This window comes from Tenacibaculum finnmarkense genomovar ulcerans, assembly GCF_900239495.1.
Lineage (GTDB): Bacteria > Bacteroidota > Bacteroidia > Flavobacteriales > Flavobacteriaceae > Polaribacter > Polaribacter ulcerans.
Genome location: NZ_OENE01000003.1, coordinates 75,432 through 93,961, shown reverse-complemented (window position 1 = coordinate 93,961; position 18,530 = coordinate 75,432). Strand labels below are relative to the sequence as shown.

Sequence of the window (18,530 nt, the reverse complement as noted above, 5' to 3'; positions counted from 1 at the left end):
GGCTCTAAGACATTTTCTGAAATAAATCCCAAATTACAATACCTGTTGTAACCGATATATTTAAAGAATGTTTGGTTCCTAATTGCGGAATTTCAATACAAAAATCAGATGCAGAAACCACTTCTTGTTGTACGCCTTTTACTTCATTTCCCATAACAACCGCATATTTTTGGTTTGGTTCAGGAGCAAAGTCATTTAACATCGTGCTATTTTCTGCCTGTTCGATGGCTAAAATTTTAATGTTATCTTTTTTCAATTTTTCAACTAAGTCAATCGTATTTTCAACATGTTCCCACGCTACAGATTCGGTTGCTCCTAATGCAGTTTTATGAATTTCTTTATTCGGAGGCGTTGCTGTAATTCCGCACAAATATATTTTTTCAATTAAAAAAGCATCCGAAGTTCTAAAAACAGAACCCACATTATTTAAACTTCTGATGTTGTCTAATATTACAATAATGGGCGTTTTTTCGGTTTCTTTAAACTCATTTACCGTAATTCTACCTAACTCACTATTCTTTAGTTTTCTCATAAAAAATGTTCACTTTAAAATCGAATATTTATCTTCGCAAAACTAATTTAAAAAAACTAAAAAATTGGCAAAAAAAACCGCAAAAAAGGTAACTCCATTGATGCAACAATACAACGGAATTAAGAAAAAATATCCCGATGCAATGTTACTCTTTAGAGTCGGAGATTTTTATGAAACCTTTGGTGATGATGCCGTAAAAGCATCCAGTATTTTAGGAATTGTTTTAACAAAAAGAAGTGCAGGAAGCGCCAGTGAAATTGCGTTGGCAGGTTTTCCGCATCATTCGTTAAATACCTATTTACCTAAATTAGTAAAATCGGGTTTAAGGGTTGCTATTTGCGATCAGTTAGAAGATCCGAAGATGACTAAAAGCATCGTAAAAAGAGGCGTTACCGAATTGGTTACACCAGGGGTTGCTTTAAATGATGAAGTTTTACAAGCAAAATCAAATAACTTTTTAGCCGCCGTACATTTTGGTAAAAAATTAATAGGAATTTCTTTTTTAGATGTTTCTACAGGTGAGTTTTTAATTGCCCAAGGAAACCAAGAATATATTGATAAACTTTTACAAAATTTTTCGCCAAGCGAAGTTTTAGTTGAAAAAAAATACAAACAACAATTTTCAGAATTGTTTACAAATCGTTTTCATACCTTTTATTTAGAAGATTGGGTTTTTCAAAAGGACTATGGAAATGAATTATTAAGTACGCATTTTAAGGTTAAAAACTTAAAAGGTTTTGGTGTTGAATCTTTAGAGCAAGGTATTGTTGCTGCTGGTGCGGCAATGTATTATTTATCAGAAACACAACATAATAAAATTCAACACATACAATCGATCAGCAGAATTGCCGAAGATAATTATGTTTGGATGGATAGGTTTACCGTTAAAAACCTAGAATTATACGGCGGAAACGCTTTAAATTCCGTCTCTTTATTAAATGTAATTGATAAAACAATTTCGCCTATGGGCGGACGTTTATTAAAACGTTGGTTGGCTTTGCCCTTAAAAGATTTGACGCAAATACAAGAACGTCATGAGTTGGTCGCTTTTTTAATTGATAATGAATCTTTTTTTGAAACGGTAACCTATCAATTAAAACAAATTTCTGATATCGAGCGATTAATTTCAAAAGTCGCCACAGGAAAAGTATCGCCAAGAGAAGTTATTTTATTGAAAAATTCCTTAAAAGCTATTCTTCCGATAAAAGCATCCGCAGAAAAAAGCACGAATAAAACAGTTAAAGAAATAGGAAAAAAATTACACGATTGTGAAATTTTAATTACTAAAATCATCAAAACTATTTTTGAAGATGCACCTGTAAATATCAATAAAGGAAATGCTATTGCAAGTGGTGTTTCTGATGAATTAGATGAACTTCGTAGTATTTCTAATTCAGGAAAAGAATATTTAGAAATGATGTTGGCTCGTGAAACCGAAAGAACGGGAATCACCAGTTTAAAAATCGCTTTCAATAATGTTTTTGGCTATTATATTGAAGTTCGAAATACCCATAAAGATAAAGTTCCACAAGAATGGATTCGTAAGCAAACCCTTGTAAATGCTGAGCGATATATTACAGAAGAACTCAAAGAATACGAAACTAAAATTTTAGGAGCAGAAGATAAAATTCAGCAAATAGAAGCGGATATTTTTTCAAAATTAGTGCAGTTTATTATTGATTTTGTACAACCTGTTCAGCAAAATGCTCAAAATATTGCTAAAATAGATGTGTTATTATCATTTGCCAAATTGGCGATGGACAATAATTATGTACGTCCAGAAATGGATAATAGTACGGATATTGATATTAAAAATGGGCGTCATCCTGTAATCGAAAAACAACTTCCAATTGGCGAAGAATATATTGCGAATGATGTTATTTTAAATCGTGATACGCAACAAATTATTATGATTACCGGACCAAATATGTCGGGTAAATCTGCAATTTTACGCCAAACCGCTTTAATCGTTTTATTAGCACAAATGGGAAGTTATATTCCTGCACAAAGTGCTAGAATTGGTATGGTAGATAAAATTTTTACCAGAGTTGGCGCAAGCGATAATATTTCGATGGGAGAATCTACTTTTATGGTAGAAATGAATGAAACAGCATCAATTTTAAATAATATATCGGAACGTAGTTTGGTTTTATTAGATGAAATTGGGCGTGGAACTTCTACTTATGATGGAATTTCAATTGCTTGGGCTATTGCCGAATATTTACACGAACATCCATCGAAAGGAAAAACGTTATTTGCTACACATTATCATGAATTAAATGAAATGACTAGCAGTTTTAAACGTATCAAAAACTTTAATGTATCGGTAAAAGAATTAAAAGATAGTATTATTTTTTTACGAAAATTAGTAGAAGGCGGAAGTAATCATAGTTTTGGAATTCATGTAGCAAAATTAGCAGGAATGCCAAATTTAGTGATTACAAAAGCACAAAAAATTCTAAAACAATTAGAAGCAAACAACGCTCATAAAGACGTAAAAGAGGTTAAAGATGTTTTAAAAGAATCGCAACAAGAAGACATGCAAATGAGCTTTTTTCAATTAGATGATCCTTTATTAGAAGAAGTTAGAGATGAAATTTTAGCCACAAATATTGATACACTTACGCCAATTGAAGCTTTAATGAAATTGAATGAAATTAAGCGAATGCTTATTAAAAAATAGTTTTTTTAGATGCCACAAAACATCAGTTTTAAAAGAATAAATAAACTGGCTTTTCCTGCATTAATTGCAGGAGTTGCCGAACCTTTATTATCAACTACCGATTTAGCGATTGTAGGAAATATCAATCATAATGCCACCGAAAGTATTGCTGCTATTGGAATTGTCGGTGCTTTTTTATCGATGCTAATTTGGGTTTTTGGGCAAGCACGTAGCAGTATTTCATCCATTATTTCGCAATATATTGGTGCTGATAAATTATCCGAAGTAAAAAATTTACCTGCTCAGGCTATCGGCATTATTTTAGTAACAAGTTTGGTTATTTTAGGAATTACCTATCCGTTTGCTAAAGAAATATTTCAGTTTTATAATGCTTCCGATGCTATTTTAGATTTTTCGATTGAATATTATAAAATACGCGTTTTTGGTTTTCCGTTTACATTATTTGTAATCGCTATTTTTGGAACATTTAGAGGCTTACAAAATACGATGTATCCGATGTTAATTGCTATTATTGGTACAATTGTAAATATTGTATTAGATGTTGTTTTTGTGTACGGAATTCAAGGATATATTCCTGCAATGAACATTTCAGGCGCTGCGTATGCAAGTGTAATTGCACAAATAGTTATGGCACTTGTTTCTGGGTATTTATTACTGACTAAAACGGAAATATCGTTAAAATTTACACTTCCTTTTAATAAGGAAATTCCGAAGTTTATCAATATGATGTTAAACTTATTTGTACGAACTATTGCTTTGAATCTAGCTTTATATTTTGCTACTTCTTATGCCGTTTCTTATGGGAAAGAATACATCGCAGCCTATACAATTGGTTTTAATATATGGCTAATGGGTGCTTTTATGATTGATGGATATTCATCGGCAGGAAATATTTTATCAGGGAAATTATTGGGCGCAAAAGCCTATCCTGCTTTGATCAAATTAGGAAATAAATTGCTTCTTTATGGCTTTGTATTTGGGGTGTTTTTAGCCGCCGTTGGTTTTATTTTTTATGATTTTATAGGACGTATTTTTACACAAGAACAAGCCGTTTTAGAACAATTTCACAGCACTTTTTGGATTATTTTAATAATGCAACCCATTTGTGCTATCGCTTTTATTTATGATGGAATGTTTAAAGGAATGGGCGAAATGAAGTATTTAAGAAACCTATTATTACTAGCAACGGCTCTTGTTTTTATACCTGTTTTATTATTTTTTGATTCCTTAGATTATAAATTACATGCCATTTGGATTGCTTTTTATGCTTGGATAATTGCACGTGCACTTCCTTTAATTCTTAAATTTAGAAGTAAATTTAGAAGCTAGTTTTTATCAAGACCTCACAGATTTTAAAAACCTGTGAAGTCTAAAACAAGCTCTAAATAATATAACGTAAATTTGGTTAAAACAATTCAGCATGACAACAACAAGAGAAAACGGAAGTTTATACACATATATTGATAAAAAAATAGCAACTATTGAATTTGGTCATCCTGCAAGTAATTCATTTTCTAGTGAATTATTAGCACGTTTAGCGAATGAATTTAATAGCTTATCAAATAATGATAACGTTGCAATTATCATTTTAAAATCCGAAGGAAATAAAGCTTTTTGCGCCGGGGCTTCTTTTGATGAATTAATCGCTATTGAAACACTTGAACAAGGAAAACAGTTTTTCTCAGGATTTGCAAACGTACTTAATGCGATGCGTTGTTGTTCAAAATTAATTATTGGACGTGTACAAGGTAAAACCGTTGGCGGAGGTGTTGGTTTAGCAGCAGCTTGCGATTATGTTTTTGCTACCGAAAATGCGAGTATTAAATTATCAGAATTAAGTATCGGAATTGGTCCTTTTGTGATTGCTCCTGCGGTTTCTCGTAAGATTAATGTAAGCGGTTTAGCCGAATTAACTTTAGATGCTACAAGTTGGAAAAATGCCTATTGGGCAAAAGAAAAAGGATTATACGCCCGTGTTTTTGAATCGGTTGATGATTTAGATAAAGAGGTTGAAATTTTCACAGAAAAATTAGCCGATTACAATCCTGTAGCTTTATCAGAAATGAAAAAAACCTTGTGGATTGGTACGGAACATTGGCAAAAACTACTATTAGAAAATGCCGAAATATCAGGGAAATTGGTTTTATCCGAAGCAACTAAAAAAGCCTTATCAAAATTTAAAAAATAAAAAATGTTCTTATTACAAGCGATAGAAAACACTAAAAATAACACCCAAAATAATAGCTTAGGAAAAGAAATAGCGCAATGGATTTTTGAAAATCCAATAATTTTATTAGTTTCAGGAGTTGTTGTTTCGGTAGGTTTCGTATGGATTTTAACAAAAGTCACCAAACAAATTCGTACTTTCGGCGAATAAAAAATTAAATTATGGGTGGAGATTATTTATTTGCCATTTTAGCAGCAGGAGTAGCAATCGTGTATTTTTATAATAAATATAGAGGTAACAAAAAATTTAAGAGATAGTGAATAATATAAGAATTACAAAGCAGTTTACTTTTGAAACAGGGCATGCTTTATACGGTTATGACGGGAAATGTAAAAACGTTCACGGGCATAGTTATAAGCTTTATGTAACGGTAACTGGGCAGCCTATTGCTGATAGTACAAACGTAAAGTTTGGTATGGTAATCGATTTTGGTGATTTAAAGAAAATTGTCAAAGAAGAAATTGTTGATATTTTTGACCACGCAACCGTTTTTAATCAAAATACGCCTCATATTGAATTAGCCAAAGAGTTAAAAGACAGAGGACATCATGTTATTTTGGTTGATTATCAGCCAACAAGTGAAATGATGGCGATTGATTTTGCTAAAAAAATTAAAGACAGACTTCCTGAAAATATTAAGCTTCACGCAATAAAATTACAAGAAACCGACAGCAGTTTTGCCGAATGGTTTGCCAGTGATAATCAATAGTGAGCATTAACAAAATTTAGATTGAAATATAAAAAAAGCGATATAATTATATAAAATTATATCGCTTTTTTTGTTTAAGTCCTCGTTTAAAATAAAACGTTTTTAAATGAAATTTAAACAGGCTCTAAAAATTAAAAGTACTTATTTTAGTGAATTTTGAAATATTCGTGGCATCTAATTGATATTGATCAATACTGTTTTCAGAAATAATAAACGCATGATTATTTCTGATGATAATATCCGTGGCATTTGTTGTAGGGATTTCAGTAATATATTTTGAATCTTTTGGGTTTGATATATCAAAAATTTTAACCGAATCATCACAAACTAATAAGTAATTATCGGCATATAAACTTAATCCTTTAGGCTGTGTTAAATTTCTATTGTTTAATAATATTGGGTTTTTAATATCGGTAATGTCATAGGTTTTTAATTCATTTACCGCTCCCTGACAATTGCTGTTCGTATGCAAAGTAACATAGGCATTTGTGCCATTGGCAACCACAGGATCGCAAGATGTAAAATGATTAGATTGGGCTAATTTTTTAGGCAATTCTTTGTTGGTAATATCATAAATAAACATCGCATTTTGTGAGCCGATAAATAAATAATTATCAAAACTAAATAAGGTTTCAATATTAAAGCCAACATCAATAGTATTTACTTTTACAGGGTTTTTAGTATCAGCAATATTAAAAACAGTTAGTTTAAAAAAATCAACGGTGTATAAATAAGCATCTTTTAAAATAAAAGTAGCTAAAGAACCACCCATTCCGTCAGCAGATTGATTGCTTGAAACATCGTTATTACTCGAATCTTGACTGCAAGAAATACTAAGCGTCAAAATAGCTATAATTAGTAGCGTATATATCTTTTTCATCGCCTTTATTTTTTTATCCAATTAACAATAATTTCTTCCTTTTTAACCGATTCATAAAAACCATCTGGTGATTCTAATCTGGGAAAAACATTTTCTAATCGTTTATCAATATTCAACTTAAAGGTCTTCAAATCGATGCTTAACGATACTAAATCGGTTGCTTGGTTGATAAAAAAAGTATTGTTTCTAATAGCAATATCGGTAGCGCCTGGTATTTTTAAGAATTTCTTCTTTACGGGATTTTTTGGGTCGGAATTATCAAAAATATGAAAGCCTTTTCTTTTGTCGTTTATAAAAATATAATCGTTAAAAATATAAATTTTAGACGATTCAGTCATTTCTATATTATCTTGAAAAGCAATAGAAGTGTTTAAATCGGCTCTTTTTATGGTAATAGGTTCGTAAGACGATTTAAAACTATCATATCCTGGATCAGTACAGCCAATATCAAAACAACTGGAAAAGATAAAAAAAGAGAATAGTATTAGAATTTTCATAGTCAAGTCTTTAGACATCAAAAATAATACTAATTTTAAAAAAACAATTATTTATTTATAATAATTATAAATAATTTTCATCAAAAAATAAGCTTAGAAAATAATATATTCTTAATTTATTTGCCGTTAAATTCGTTCATGGTATTTGCCGTTCCTGCGGTAATAAAAGAAGTAACAGCGTTTACAGAAGTTGGAATACGTTCAATTAATTCACTTTCTTCCTCTTTGCTCCATGTTCCTAAAACATAATCTACTTGACGACCTCTGCCATAATCTGCCCCAACTCCGAAGCGAAAACGTGGATATGCGCCTGTATTAAATTTTGCTTGAATATCTTTTAAACCATTATGTCCGCCTGAACTTCCTTTTGGTTTGATGCGAAGTTTTCCGAAATCAATATTCAAATCATCGGTGATTATTAATAGGTTTTCAACTTGAATATTTTCTTGTTGCATCCAATACATAACCGCTTTTCCACTTAAATTCATGTAAGTGCTGGGTTTTAAAACAACGACTGTTTTTCCTTTAATTTTAAGCTTGGCAATGTCACCAAGTTTTTCAGTTTCAAAACTAGCATCGTGTTCTTTTACAAAAGCATCTACTATTTTAAAACCTATATTATGACGAGTATTGTGGTATTGTTCTCCAATATTACCTAAACCTACGATTAAAAATTTCTTCATCGGATTTTTATCTGTTGATTATACTTTAAAAAAGCTTTTGTAAAAAAATAAATTCAAAAATAAAAAAAAAGCGTTACACAACGGTAACGCTTCTTCTTTTATTGTATAAAAATTTCTAATTTTCTGCTTCAGCAGCAGCTTTTGCAGCATTACGAGACATACGAACTTGTGCAACTACAGTGTTATCTGGGTGTAGTAAAGTATATTTATCGTTTCTTAACTCAGTAACATATAATTTATTACCAATAGCTAATTCAGTAATATCAGCTTCAATAAAGTCAGGTAAATTAGCTGGTAAAGCTTTTACTTTTAACTTACGTAAGTTGTGACGTAAAGCCCCACCTAACATAATACCTTTTGCTACTCCTACTAAACGTACAGGAATATCCATAGTAAGTTCTTTATCATCAAAAATTTGATAAAAATCTACGTGTAAAATAGCATCTGTTACAGGGTGAAATTGGATATCTTGTAAAACAGCACTGTATTTTGCACCATCTAATTCAATCGTAGCAGTAAATACATCTGGAGTAAATACTAAAGGCTTGAATAATTTTTCAGCTGCTGAAAAATGAACAAGTTCTTCTCCTCCGTATAATACGCAAGGAACCTTTCCAGCATTACGTAAGTCTTTAGTTGCTCTTTTACCTACGCTTTCTCTTTTTGATCCGTTGATTGTAATTGATTTCATTACTTTGTTTTATTTATTAAATTTATTTACATTAAAAATTCATCGCTAATTGACACGTTATTATGAACTTTACGCATCACATCAGCAAATAAAGAGGCGCAATTTACCACTTTTATTTTAGACACACTCTTTTTTAATGGAATTGTATTTGAAACAATCAATTCCGTTAACTTAGAGTTTTGAATTCTTTCGTACGCATCACCTGAAAGAATAGGATGTGTACAAATTGCACGCACACTTAAAGCACCTCTTTCCATCATTAAATCGGCAGCTTTGGTAAGTGTTCCTCCTGTATCGATCATATCATCGACAAGAATTACATTTTTACCTTTTACCTCACCAATTAATTCCATGTAAGCAATTACATTGGCTTTTTGACGTTGTTTATAACAAATTACCACATCGCTTTCTAAAAATTTAGAGTATGCGTAAGCTCTTTTTGATCCACCCATATCAGGTGAAGCAATGGTTAAATTATCTAAGTTTAAACTTTCTACATATGGTAAGAAAATAGTAGAACCAAATAAGTGATCTACTGGCTTTTCAAAAAATCCTTGAATTTGATCAGCATGTAAATCCATGGTCATAATTCTGGTAGCTCCTGCTGATTCTAGTAATTTTGCCACTAATTTAGCACCAATAGCTACACGAGGTTTGTCTTTTCTGTCTTGACGTGCCCATCCAAAATAAGGCATCACTGCGGTAATATGCCTTGCAGAAGCACGTTTAGCCGCATCACACATTAATAGCATTTCCATTAAGTTATCTGCTGATGGAAATGTAGATCCAATTAAAAAGATTCTTCTTCCTCGAATAGATTCTTCAAAGGCTGGTTGAAATTCACCATCACTAAAATGTGTTGTTGTTACATCTCCTAGTGGTATTCCGTACTCTTTAGCAATTTCTTTAGCAAGTTCGATACTTTGAGAACAGGCAAAAATTTTCGGACTTAGTTGATCTGTAGGCATTTACAAGGTTTTGTTAAAAGTTAATGTTGTTGTTGCCACAAAAGTAAAACTATTTTAAGAGTTTAAAAGTTATTTTAAGTGAATTTAATTAAAAAAATTTTATAGATTTGCAGTACCAATACAATGCTCGAGTGGCGGAATTGGTAGACGCGCTGGATTCAAAATCCAGTGACTTAGGTCGTGCGGGTTCGATTCCCGCCTCGAGTACATATTTTTAACCTATTAATTATTAAATAACTGATAATTAATAGGTTATTTTTTTCAAAAGATAAAAATGAGCAGTTTTTGTTCAGTTTTTTTTTATCAAAAATAAAATATGAACAAAAAATAAAGAGAAAACCACTACTATTTAAGCTCTTTTAAAACAATATTCAATTCTTGATCTAAGCTTTTAATTTGAATCACTTCTTTTTTATGCCCAGTAGCAGAAACTTGAATAATACACGGAAGTTTTCGGGCTATTATTAAAGTAAAATCCCCAGCACTAGTCGAAGTTGTTGCTGCAGTACTTTGTAACGATTTTATACTTACATTAGGTAAAGGGTCTAAATACTCATCGTAAACCTTTCCTTTTAAACTAATTTGTGCCGATAAAGCAACACTAAAAATCATCAAAAAAAAGAACGGTGTTTTTTTAAACATTTTATATTGTTTTAGTTATTTGATTAGGTTTGTTTACAAATTAATTATTCTAACGCCAATGAAATTGGAAAACCATACTTTACAGAAACACGTTTACCCTGTTTTTTTCCAGGAATAAATTGCGGTAATTTAGCAACAACCCTAAGCGCTTCTTTATGTAATAAAGCCCCATTTTTATGCACAAGTGTTTTAATATTTTTTACCTCACCATTTTTATCAATAATAAAACTCACCCACATATTTGCTTGTATTGATTTTCGAATAGCATCGGTTGGATACTTAAAATGTGTCGAAATATGATTTACCATATTTTTATTAAAACAAAAAGCACGTCTTGTTTTACTTACATTTTTACAAGCATTAAATAGTGGAATTTTATCTACCTTATTAAATTTAACCGCTTTATCTAACTCTTCTTTTGATAATTTATTGGTGATTTTAATTATATCTTTCTCTAAAGAAGGTTCTTTTTCAAGGGCTAATTTTTGATTTTCATTTTGAGGACTAATATGAATTTTAGCAATACCCGCTCCTACTCCCTTGGTTATTTTACGTTTTTTTAAACTTCTTCTAGTTACAGGAATTTCTCTGGTTTTTTTAGTATGCTTCTTTTTCGTTTTTTTAATATCACATTTAGCAATGCTAATACTATTTAAATCTTCCACAATTTCTTTTGAAGATTCACACACCTTTTGAGCACATATGTTTATTGATAAACAAACAGTCAAAATCAATACTAATAACTTTTTCATAACACGGGGGGGTTTACTGTTTATAATGTTAATTTCAGTGCTAATTTAATAATTATTTAGACTTAATAAGAATAATTAGCAATAAAATACATCATAACAACCACAAAGAAAGTGAACAAAATAAGCTCAATGAAAAAAATAATATTAAGAAAACTTTAACTCAATGTTAAGTTAAAGTTTTCTTAAATAAACAAAATAACCCTAATTTCATCTCTTTTTCTATAGGTATAACCCCTACGAATACTTAAAAAAAGCCAATACTTCCTAGTGTTTTTCGTTCTATAAAAAACAAGCTTTCTTAGTTGTTATTAAAAACATGATAAATGTCATATTTTAAACAAAACAGTACTGCTATTTTTGTCGCAAAAAGTAAGTAATATGATACAATTGATTAATTTACCTTTAGTTTCTTGGACATACGGTACCGTTATAATAGGATTTTTCGCACTTGTTTGTGTGGGCTTAGTAGCCACTCTTTTAATTCTTATAGGTACAAGCAAGAAAAAGGAATAAGAAATTGTATTTAAATTTTTAATAGTTGATTTTAAGAAGAAGTTCTCTATATATATGTTGGTGGTTTAACGTGTATAGCCCTTCTTCTTTTTTTAAAACAGTTCATTTAGTGTGCTTTATTATAAGAAGAAATAACTACAATGTAAGCTGGGGGGCTTAATTTTTAGCGTATTTCTTCTTATTTAAAAGCATTTAAACCAGTAATATCCAAGCCTGTAATTAACAAATGCACATCATGTGTTCCTTCGTAGGTAATTACACTTTCTAAATTCATTACATGTCTCATAATCGAATATTCGCCCGATATTCCCATAGCACCTAAAATTTGTCGTGCCTCTCTGGCTATTTTTATTGCCATTTCCACATTATTTCTTTTTGCCATTGATATTTGCGCCGACGTTGCCCGATTTTCATTTTTTAAAACACCCAATCGCCATGTTAACAACTGCGCTTTGGTAATTTCGGTAATCATTTCGGCTAATTTTTTTTGCTGTAACTGAAACTGCCCAATCGGTTTACCAAATTGTGTACGCTCTTTTGCATATCGCAAGGCGGTATCATAACAATCCATCGCTGCTCCAATTGCACCCCAAGCAATTCCATAACGAGCAGAATCTAAACATAACAAAGGCGCTCCTAAACCCGATTTATTAGGCAATATATTTTCTTTCGGAATTTTTACATTATCAAAAATAAGCTCCCCAGTAATCGAAGCTCTTAACGACCATTTATGATGAGTTTCAGGAGTCGAAAAACCTTGCATACCTCTTTCTACAAGCAAACCATGAACCCGTCCTTGTTCATTTTTAGCCCAAACTACGGCAACATCACAAATAGGTGCGTTAGAAATCCACATTTTTGCACCATTTAACAAATAATGATCTCCCATATCTTTAAATTTGGTTTCCATCCCACTAGGATTAGACCCGTGATTTGGCTCGGTTAAACCAAAGCTTCCGATCCACTCACCCGACGCTAATTTTGGTAAATATTTTTGTCGCTGCGTTTCATTTCCATACTTATAAATAGGCAACATTACCAATGACGATTGCACCGAAGCAGTTGAACGAATACCACTATCGCCACGCTCCAATTCTTGCATTATTAATCCGTAGGAAATTTGGTCTAAACCAGCACCGCCATATTGCTCAGGAATATATGAGCCAAAAGCACCAACATCGGCTAATCCCTTTATCAATTCGCTAGGAAACTTAGCCTCTTGCGCGGCATTTTCAATAATTGGAGACACCTTTTTTTTAACCCAATTACGAGTAGTTTCACGAATAAGTTTATGTTCATCTGTTAATAAATCATCGGTTTGATAATAATCAGGAGCTTGAAATAAATCAGGTTTCATACAGTTGTTTTAAGGTTTTTTTAAAGGATTTTTTTTTGGAGCTATTTCCCGCTTTCCGCACTCGCTCTTTTTTGAAAAAAATCAAAAAAGGAGCTCAAACAATTGCTACAATCGGGGCTAGGCATCACTATAAAGTTTTGAACTTTACAAAGTACTTTATAGGTCTAAATATAAAAAAATTAAAAGCAAGAATTAAAAAATACTTAAAAAAGGTTTTTACAATAGATTTGTGCAGTTTTGTGTAGGTTTATGTATGTTTGTAGCACATGAAATTTACACTAGGACAACAAGAAAGATTAAAGAGCAAAAAGCTAATAGGCAAGCTCTATGAAGAAGGAAAATCAGTTAAAGTTTTTCCACTTCGAATGGTATATATACAAACCGAACACACTTCAAAATTCCCTGTTCAGGTAGGAGTCTCTGTTCCAAAAAGAAACTTTAAAAGTGCGGTGGACAGAAACCGCATAAAACGCTTACTACGCGAAACCTATCGAAAAGAAAAATACACCGTGTATGATGCTGTAAATAAGCCATATGTATTTATGATTTCTTATATTGCAAGAGATGAATGGACTTATGCCGATTTGGAGGTTAAAATGAAAAAATTATTAACACTATTTGTCGCTGAAACTCATAAAAATGAAGAATAAAAAAGCGCTTTTTTTTGGTTTACTTGTAATTATTGCTGTTTTTTTTTCATTTCAATCCCGATTTTTTGAAATTGCAAAACAAATAGAAATTTACAACAATTTATTCAAGGAATTAAACATCAATTATATTGATGAAATTAATCCTGGAGAATTGACTGATAAAGCCATTAAAAATACGCTTAAAAACTTAGATCCTTACACCCGTTTTTACAACGAGCAAGACGTTGAAGACGCTCGTATTGGTCGTGAAGGGGAATACGGAGGTATTGGTATTGCTGTTTATTACACTAAAAAAGGCATTCTTATTTCAGAGGTTTACAAGGGGTTTCCTGCTGATAAAGCTGGGCTAAAAGCAGGCGATATTATTACAACTATCAACGGGCAAAATTTAACAGAAATAGCCAAAAGCCAATACGCACAAATGCTAAAAGGAACGCCTAACAAAGCACTTTATTTAGGCGTTAACAGCAACGGAAACACCAAAAAAATCAGCTTAAAACTAGATAAAATTACAGTAAACCCCGTTCCATTTTACCGCATGATTGATGCTCAAACAGGTTATATCGTTTTAACAAAATTCACCAGTCAAAAAGCCACCGAACAAGTTGCCAATGCCTTCAACGAGCTCAAGGAAAAAGGCATGAAAAACTTGGTTTTTGATTTGCGTAACAATCCTGGTGGTTCATTATTCGATGCTGTAAATATTACCAATTTATTTATCGATAAAGGTTTAAAAGTTGTCGATACTCGTGGAAAAACTAAAAAAAACACCAGAATTTATAAAACAAAAAGAGAAGCTTTAGATACTAAAATTCCTGTTGTTGTTTTAATAAACGACCGTTCGGCTTCGGCTTCTGAAATTGTATCGGGTGCTTTGCAAGACTATGACCGTGCCGTTATTATGGGCGAACGCTCTTTCGGTAAAGGCTTAGTGCAACGTTATTTTAAACTAAATTACGGCACACAAATGAAAGCCACTATTTCAAAATATTATACACCTAGCGGACGTTGTATTCAAGAATTAGATTATAGTAACAGAAATATTAAAACAGGCAAAGTTCCTAAATTTTCTGATGGAATTGTAAGTACATTCAAAACAAAAAACGGAAGAACAGTTTATGATGGCGGTGGGGTAACACCCGATGTAAAAACAGGGTTTTCTAAAAAATCAACAGAAACAAAAAAGCTACTAAAATCAAAAGCTATTTTTAATTTTGTTACCGATTTCACCCATAAAAACCCCAATTTAGCAACAGATAACTTTCTTTTTAAAGCTACAAATTTTAATGATTTTAAAAATTACTTACTTACAATCGATACTAGCTTTGTAACAACTCAAGAAAAATTATTTAAAAAAGCCTATATTTCTGTAAAAAAGAACAACGCTATTGTATCGGAATATCAAAAAATAATCAACAAATTAAAGGCAGATAAAGTTGATCAAATTAGCCTAAACGAAGCTTTTTTAAGTACAGAAATACAAAATCAAATTATAAAAAGATACGTTTATAAACAAGGGCTATTTGCACATCAGCTTCAAAATGACAAAACCATAAGTAAAGCAGTACATCTATTAAAGAATCAAAAAAAGTATAACAAAATTTTAACAAGATAACATCTCTAACATATTTGTATCTTTGAACCCAAAAAAAATGTCAAAACCCAACCATAAAGAACGTAGTAGAGCGCAAGAATCAACCAACGCTATTGAAAAATTATACATTTCAATGCGTCATTTATTTAGTCGTGGTTTTTATAAACCCATGGGAATTTCAGGAGAAACATTGCGTAAATCATTACTGCAATTAAGACCTGAAATTTATGGTTCAATTGCCGAAGATAAAACCGAATTAAATGGTTTAGTTTACATTATTGAACGATTGCCTGAAGGTATTGAAGAGTGTCAGTTTATCAATTTAACTGCCGATGAAGGATATCGAAATTCAAAATTCGAAACAATTATTCCTCCTAAAAGAAGAAGAAATTGTTACCGTATTGATAAAGATCAAATGAATATCGAAATTACGCGTGGGCGTTCTGAAATTTACGATATTCTTACACATATTACCTTTTTATTTATTGAATCTCACAAAATAAAAGACCGTGTTGTTTCTGATAACGAAGATGGTTTTATTAGAGAATGGCTTCTTTTAGAAGATGTTGTTCTTTATAACAAAACGCTTTCAGACCAAGAAAAAGACGTAATTGTGGTACATCTTGGAAACATTCTAGGGCGAACTTATGATGAGGTTTACGAAGCCTATAATACCTTTGCATCCGAAGAAAAACCAAACAGATTTTTCCATTTAATTTACTGGTTAGGTAAATTAGCCATTAACGAAACAGCCAACGAACAAAAACGTTCTGTAAAATTTAGTACCGCTTTAATTGAAGAAATTGGACATCATTTTTATGGTGAAATTTGGGCAAATAGCATTAAAAAAACATTACTTGACAACAACTTATTAGAGCGTCCTATTCATATTATTAGTGCAAATATGCACAGTGTTATGAATAGCATTTATGCCAAAAGTGCCCTGCCTCAAGAATTTAAAAAACACAAAGGTTTTGAACTTTTTGAAGTATTGAGTAACTCTAACAGCCAACCTTTACAAAAAGCTGTTAAAAACCATGCGTCTAAAAATGGGTTAATTTATTTAAAAGATACTTCAGGAACCAATATCAATGTTCAAATTATTGATACCGAAAAAATAGATTTTAAAACAACTTCTTTTAAGAAAGTAAATTCTGCCGATCAAAAACCTGTTATTATTGTAATGGATTATGCTTTTGGTGAACAAGCTTTTGAAACCATGGATGAATTACTAAAACCTTATAAAACCGCTGAAAAAACAGTTCATTTAAATGTTGATTCGGTTTCTATTATGGGGAAAGCAGGAATTTTAGAAGGTGGAAAAGGTGATATTATGATTCCTTCGGCACATATTTTTGAAGGTACTGCCGATAATTATCCGTTTGAAAATGAATTAACCAAAGATGATTTAGAAGGCTTTGGTGTAAACGTTTTTGAAGGAACAATGGTTAGTGTATTAGGAACCTCTTTACAAAATAAAGATTTACTTGAATTTTTCCATGATTCTACCTGGAATGTGATTGGTTTAGAAATGGAAGGCGCACATTATCAAAAAGCCATTCAATCGGCCTCTAAAATTAGAGGAAATATCCGTGAAGATGTAAAAGTTCGATATGCTTATTACGCATCTGACAACCCGCTAGAAACAGGAGCAACTCTTGCCTCTGGAGGTTTAGGAATGAGTGGCGTTACACCAACTTATGCCATTACACAAAAAATACTAGAACAGATATTTTAATAATTATTTCAACAAAAAAGGCTATTTTTTTAAATAGCCTTTTTTGTTATTTTATATTTGCATTGATAACACAACAACACAACATACCATGAATATCTTAATTTTAGGATCAGGAGGAAGAGAGCATTCCTTTGCAAAAAAGCTTTCAGAAAGTACCAAAACAAAAAAGCTTTTTGTAGCTCCTGGTAACGCAGGTACAAGCGCTGTAGCTACAAATATTGCTATCAATCCAACCAATTTTAATCAAGTAAAAGAAGTGGTTTTACAACACCAAATTAATATGGTTGTTGTAGGTCCTGAAGCGCCTTTAGTAGCAGGTATTCACGATTTCTTTTTAGCTGATCAGCAATTAAAAAACATTGCTATAATTGGTCCTAAAAAAGATGGTGCTTTATTAGAAGGAAGTAAAGATTTTTCGAAACAATTTATGATTAAGCACAATATTCCTACTGCAAAGTATGAATCATTTACTGCCCAAACACTAGCAAAAGGACACGCTTTTTTAGAAACCTTAGCGCCTCCGTATGTTTTAAAAGCTGATGGATTAGCCGGTGGAAAAGGTGTTTTAATTTTAAACGATTTAGAAGAAGCAAAATCTGAATTAAAAGAAATGCTTTCAAATGAAAAATTTGGAGCAGCTTCGGCAACCGTAGTTATTGAAGAATTTTTAAAAGGAATTGAACTTTCGGTATTTGTTTTAACTGATGGAAAAAATTATAAAATTTTACCTTCAGCAAAAGATTACAAACGTATTGGCGAAGGCGATGTTGGTTTAAATACTGGTGGAATGGGTGCTATTTCTCCTGTTCCTTTTGCTACGGATGATTTCCTTGAAAAAGTAGAAAATTTAGTGGTAAAACCAACAATTGATGGTTTACAGAAAGATGGAATTGACTACCGTGGCTTTATTTTTATCGGATTAATGAACGACAACGGAAACCCATCTGTTGTTGAATACAACGTACGTATGGGCGATCCTGAAACAGAGGTTGTTTTACCAAGAATTAAATCTGATTTAGTTGATTTATTCGAAGGTGTGGCAAACAGAACTTTGGATGAAAAATCATACCAAGTTACCTCTCAAACAGCAACAACAGTAATGTTGGTTGCTGGCGGATATCCTGAAGCCTACGAAAAAGGAAAAGAAATTACAGGTTTTGAATTGGCGACAGATTCTACTGTTTTTCATGCAGGAACAACCGATAAAGATGGTAAAGTAGTTTCAAACGGGGGAAGAGTTATGGCAGTTACTTCTTTTGGAGATTCTATTCAAGAAGCGCTTGATAAATCATACAAAAGCATTGACAAAATTTCTTTTGAAGGAATGAATTACAGAAAAGATATTGGTTTTGATTTAGTATAAATAATCGAAATTATTATAAAATAAAAAAGGAGTTGATTTAATCAACTCCTT

At 31.7% G+C, this 18,530-nt stretch carries 18 protein-coding genes and 1 tRNA gene; 10 read left to right on the top strand and 9 right to left on the bottom strand.

Features of this window, described 5'->3' with window-relative positions:
* Window positions 1–4: 4 nt before the first annotated feature.
* Complete coding sequence (locus DPIF8902391_RS00430) at window positions 5–532, bottom strand: RNA methyltransferase (RefSeq protein ID WP_058884065.1); 528 nt, start codon at window positions 530–532, stop codon at window positions 5–7.
* A gap of 64 nt (window positions 533–596) precedes the next feature.
* Here DPIF8902391_RS00430 and mutS point away from each other — a divergent pair, with 64 nt between their 5' ends.
* The 5 genes from mutS (at window position 597) to DPIF8902391_RS00405 (ending at window position 6,151) form a co-directional block, all read left to right on the top strand.
* Window positions 597–3,215: a DNA mismatch repair protein MutS gene (mutS, locus tag DPIF8902391_RS00425; RefSeq protein WP_206758859.1), complete on the top strand. Its 2,619-nt coding sequence runs from the start codon at window positions 597–599 to the stop codon at window positions 3,213–3,215.
* 9 nt (window positions 3,216–3,224) lie between these two features.
* The gene (locus tag DPIF8902391_RS00420) at window positions 3,225–4,544 is read left to right on the top strand and encodes an MATE family efflux transporter (protein ID WP_172504719.1); all 1,320 of its coding nucleotides are present in this window, start codon (window positions 3,225–3,227) and stop codon (window positions 4,542–4,544) included.
* A 91-nt stretch (window positions 4,545–4,635) separates the two neighbouring features.
* Window positions 4,636–5,403, top strand: a complete 768-nt coding sequence (locus tag DPIF8902391_RS00415; protein ID WP_172504718.1) for an enoyl-CoA hydratase/isomerase family protein — start codon at window positions 4,636–4,638, stop codon at window positions 5,401–5,403.
* A 3-nt stretch (window positions 5,404–5,406) separates the two neighbouring features.
* On the top strand, window positions 5,407–5,592 hold the full coding sequence (locus DPIF8902391_RS00410; RefSeq protein WP_058884061.1) for a hypothetical protein: 186 nt from the start codon (window positions 5,407–5,409) through the stop codon (window positions 5,590–5,592).
* A 106-nt stretch (window positions 5,593–5,698) separates the two neighbouring features.
* Window positions 5,699–6,151: a 6-pyruvoyl trahydropterin synthase family protein gene (locus DPIF8902391_RS00405; RefSeq protein WP_058884060.1), complete on the top strand. Its 453-nt coding sequence runs from the start codon at window positions 5,699–5,701 to the stop codon at window positions 6,149–6,151.
* 124 nt (window positions 6,152–6,275) lie between these two features.
* On the opposite strand, the gene DPIF8902391_RS00400 is transcribed toward DPIF8902391_RS00405, so the two are convergent.
* From DPIF8902391_RS00400 to DPIF8902391_RS00380, 5 genes are all read right to left on the bottom strand, one after another.
* A complete protein-coding gene (locus DPIF8902391_RS00400; RefSeq protein ID WP_144430004.1) occupies window positions 6,276–7,031 on the bottom strand; it encodes an LVIVD repeat-containing protein in 756 nt (251 codons plus the stop codon).
* Window positions 7,032–7,036: 5 nt separating this feature from the next.
* A complete protein-coding gene (locus tag DPIF8902391_RS00395) occupies window positions 7,037–7,528 on the bottom strand; it encodes a hypothetical protein (RefSeq protein WP_172504717.1) in 492 nt (163 codons plus the stop codon).
* Window positions 7,529–7,644: 116 nt separating this feature from the next.
* On the bottom strand, window positions 7,645–8,211 hold the full coding sequence (gene pth / locus DPIF8902391_RS00390) for an aminoacyl-tRNA hydrolase (protein WP_172504716.1): 567 nt from the start codon (window positions 8,209–8,211) through the stop codon (window positions 7,645–7,647).
* 115 nt (window positions 8,212–8,326) lie between these two features.
* Window positions 8,327–8,902, bottom strand: a complete 576-nt coding sequence (locus DPIF8902391_RS00385; RefSeq protein ID WP_058884056.1) for a 50S ribosomal protein L25/general stress protein Ctc — start codon at window positions 8,900–8,902, stop codon at window positions 8,327–8,329.
* A gap of 26 nt (window positions 8,903–8,928) precedes the next feature.
* A complete protein-coding gene (locus DPIF8902391_RS00380) occupies window positions 8,929–9,870 on the bottom strand; it encodes a ribose-phosphate pyrophosphokinase (RefSeq protein WP_172504715.1) in 942 nt (313 codons plus the stop codon).
* A 125-nt stretch (window positions 9,871–9,995) separates the two neighbouring features.
* Between DPIF8902391_RS00380 and DPIF8902391_RS00375 the strand changes: the two genes are divergently transcribed.
* Window positions 9,996–10,077 (top strand) — tRNA-Leu (locus DPIF8902391_RS00375).
* Between the two features lie 138 nt (window positions 10,078–10,215).
* On the opposite strand, the gene DPIF8902391_RS00370 is transcribed toward DPIF8902391_RS00375, so the two are convergent.
* From DPIF8902391_RS00370 to DPIF8902391_RS00360, 3 genes are all read right to left on the bottom strand, one after another.
* A complete protein-coding gene (locus DPIF8902391_RS00370) occupies window positions 10,216–10,512 on the bottom strand; it encodes a carboxypeptidase-like regulatory domain-containing protein (protein WP_172504714.1) in 297 nt (98 codons plus the stop codon).
* Between the two features lie 44 nt (window positions 10,513–10,556).
* The gene (locus DPIF8902391_RS00365; protein WP_172504713.1) at window positions 10,557–11,264 is read right to left on the bottom strand and encodes an energy transducer TonB; all 708 of its coding nucleotides are present in this window, start codon (window positions 11,262–11,264) and stop codon (window positions 10,557–10,559) included.
* 691 nt (window positions 11,265–11,955) lie between these two features.
* Window positions 11,956–13,134, bottom strand: coding sequence for an acyl-CoA dehydrogenase family protein (locus DPIF8902391_RS00360; RefSeq protein WP_058884052.1), 1,179 nt, complete (start codon window positions 13,132–13,134; stop codon window positions 11,956–11,958).
* A gap of 266 nt (window positions 13,135–13,400) precedes the next feature.
* Between DPIF8902391_RS00360 and rnpA the strand changes: the two genes are divergently transcribed.
* The 4 genes from rnpA to purD all read left to right on the top strand — a co-directional run bounded on the left by rnpA (window position 13,401) and on the right by purD (window position 18,479).
* Window positions 13,401–13,784 carry a ribonuclease P protein component gene (gene rnpA, locus DPIF8902391_RS00355; protein ID WP_058884051.1) on the top strand — a complete coding sequence of 128 codons (384 nt, stop codon included), beginning with the start codon at window positions 13,401–13,403 and terminating at the stop codon, window positions 13,782–13,784.
* Entirely contained in the window at window positions 13,774–15,399 is a 1,626-nt protein-coding gene (locus tag DPIF8902391_RS00350; RefSeq protein ID WP_198912910.1) for a S41 family peptidase, read from the top strand. The genes rnpA and DPIF8902391_RS00350 overlap by 11 nt, the downstream gene beginning before the upstream one ends.
* A gap of 37 nt (window positions 15,400–15,436) precedes the next feature.
* On the top strand, window positions 15,437–17,116 hold the full coding sequence (locus DPIF8902391_RS00345; protein WP_172504712.1) for a DUF6909 family protein: 1,680 nt from the start codon (window positions 15,437–15,439) through the stop codon (window positions 17,114–17,116).
* Between the two features lie 88 nt (window positions 17,117–17,204).
* Window positions 17,205–18,479: a phosphoribosylamine--glycine ligase gene (gene purD / locus DPIF8902391_RS00340; RefSeq protein ID WP_172504711.1), complete on the top strand. Its 1,275-nt coding sequence runs from the start codon at window positions 17,205–17,207 to the stop codon at window positions 18,477–18,479.
* Window positions 18,480–18,530 lie beyond the last annotated feature (51 nt).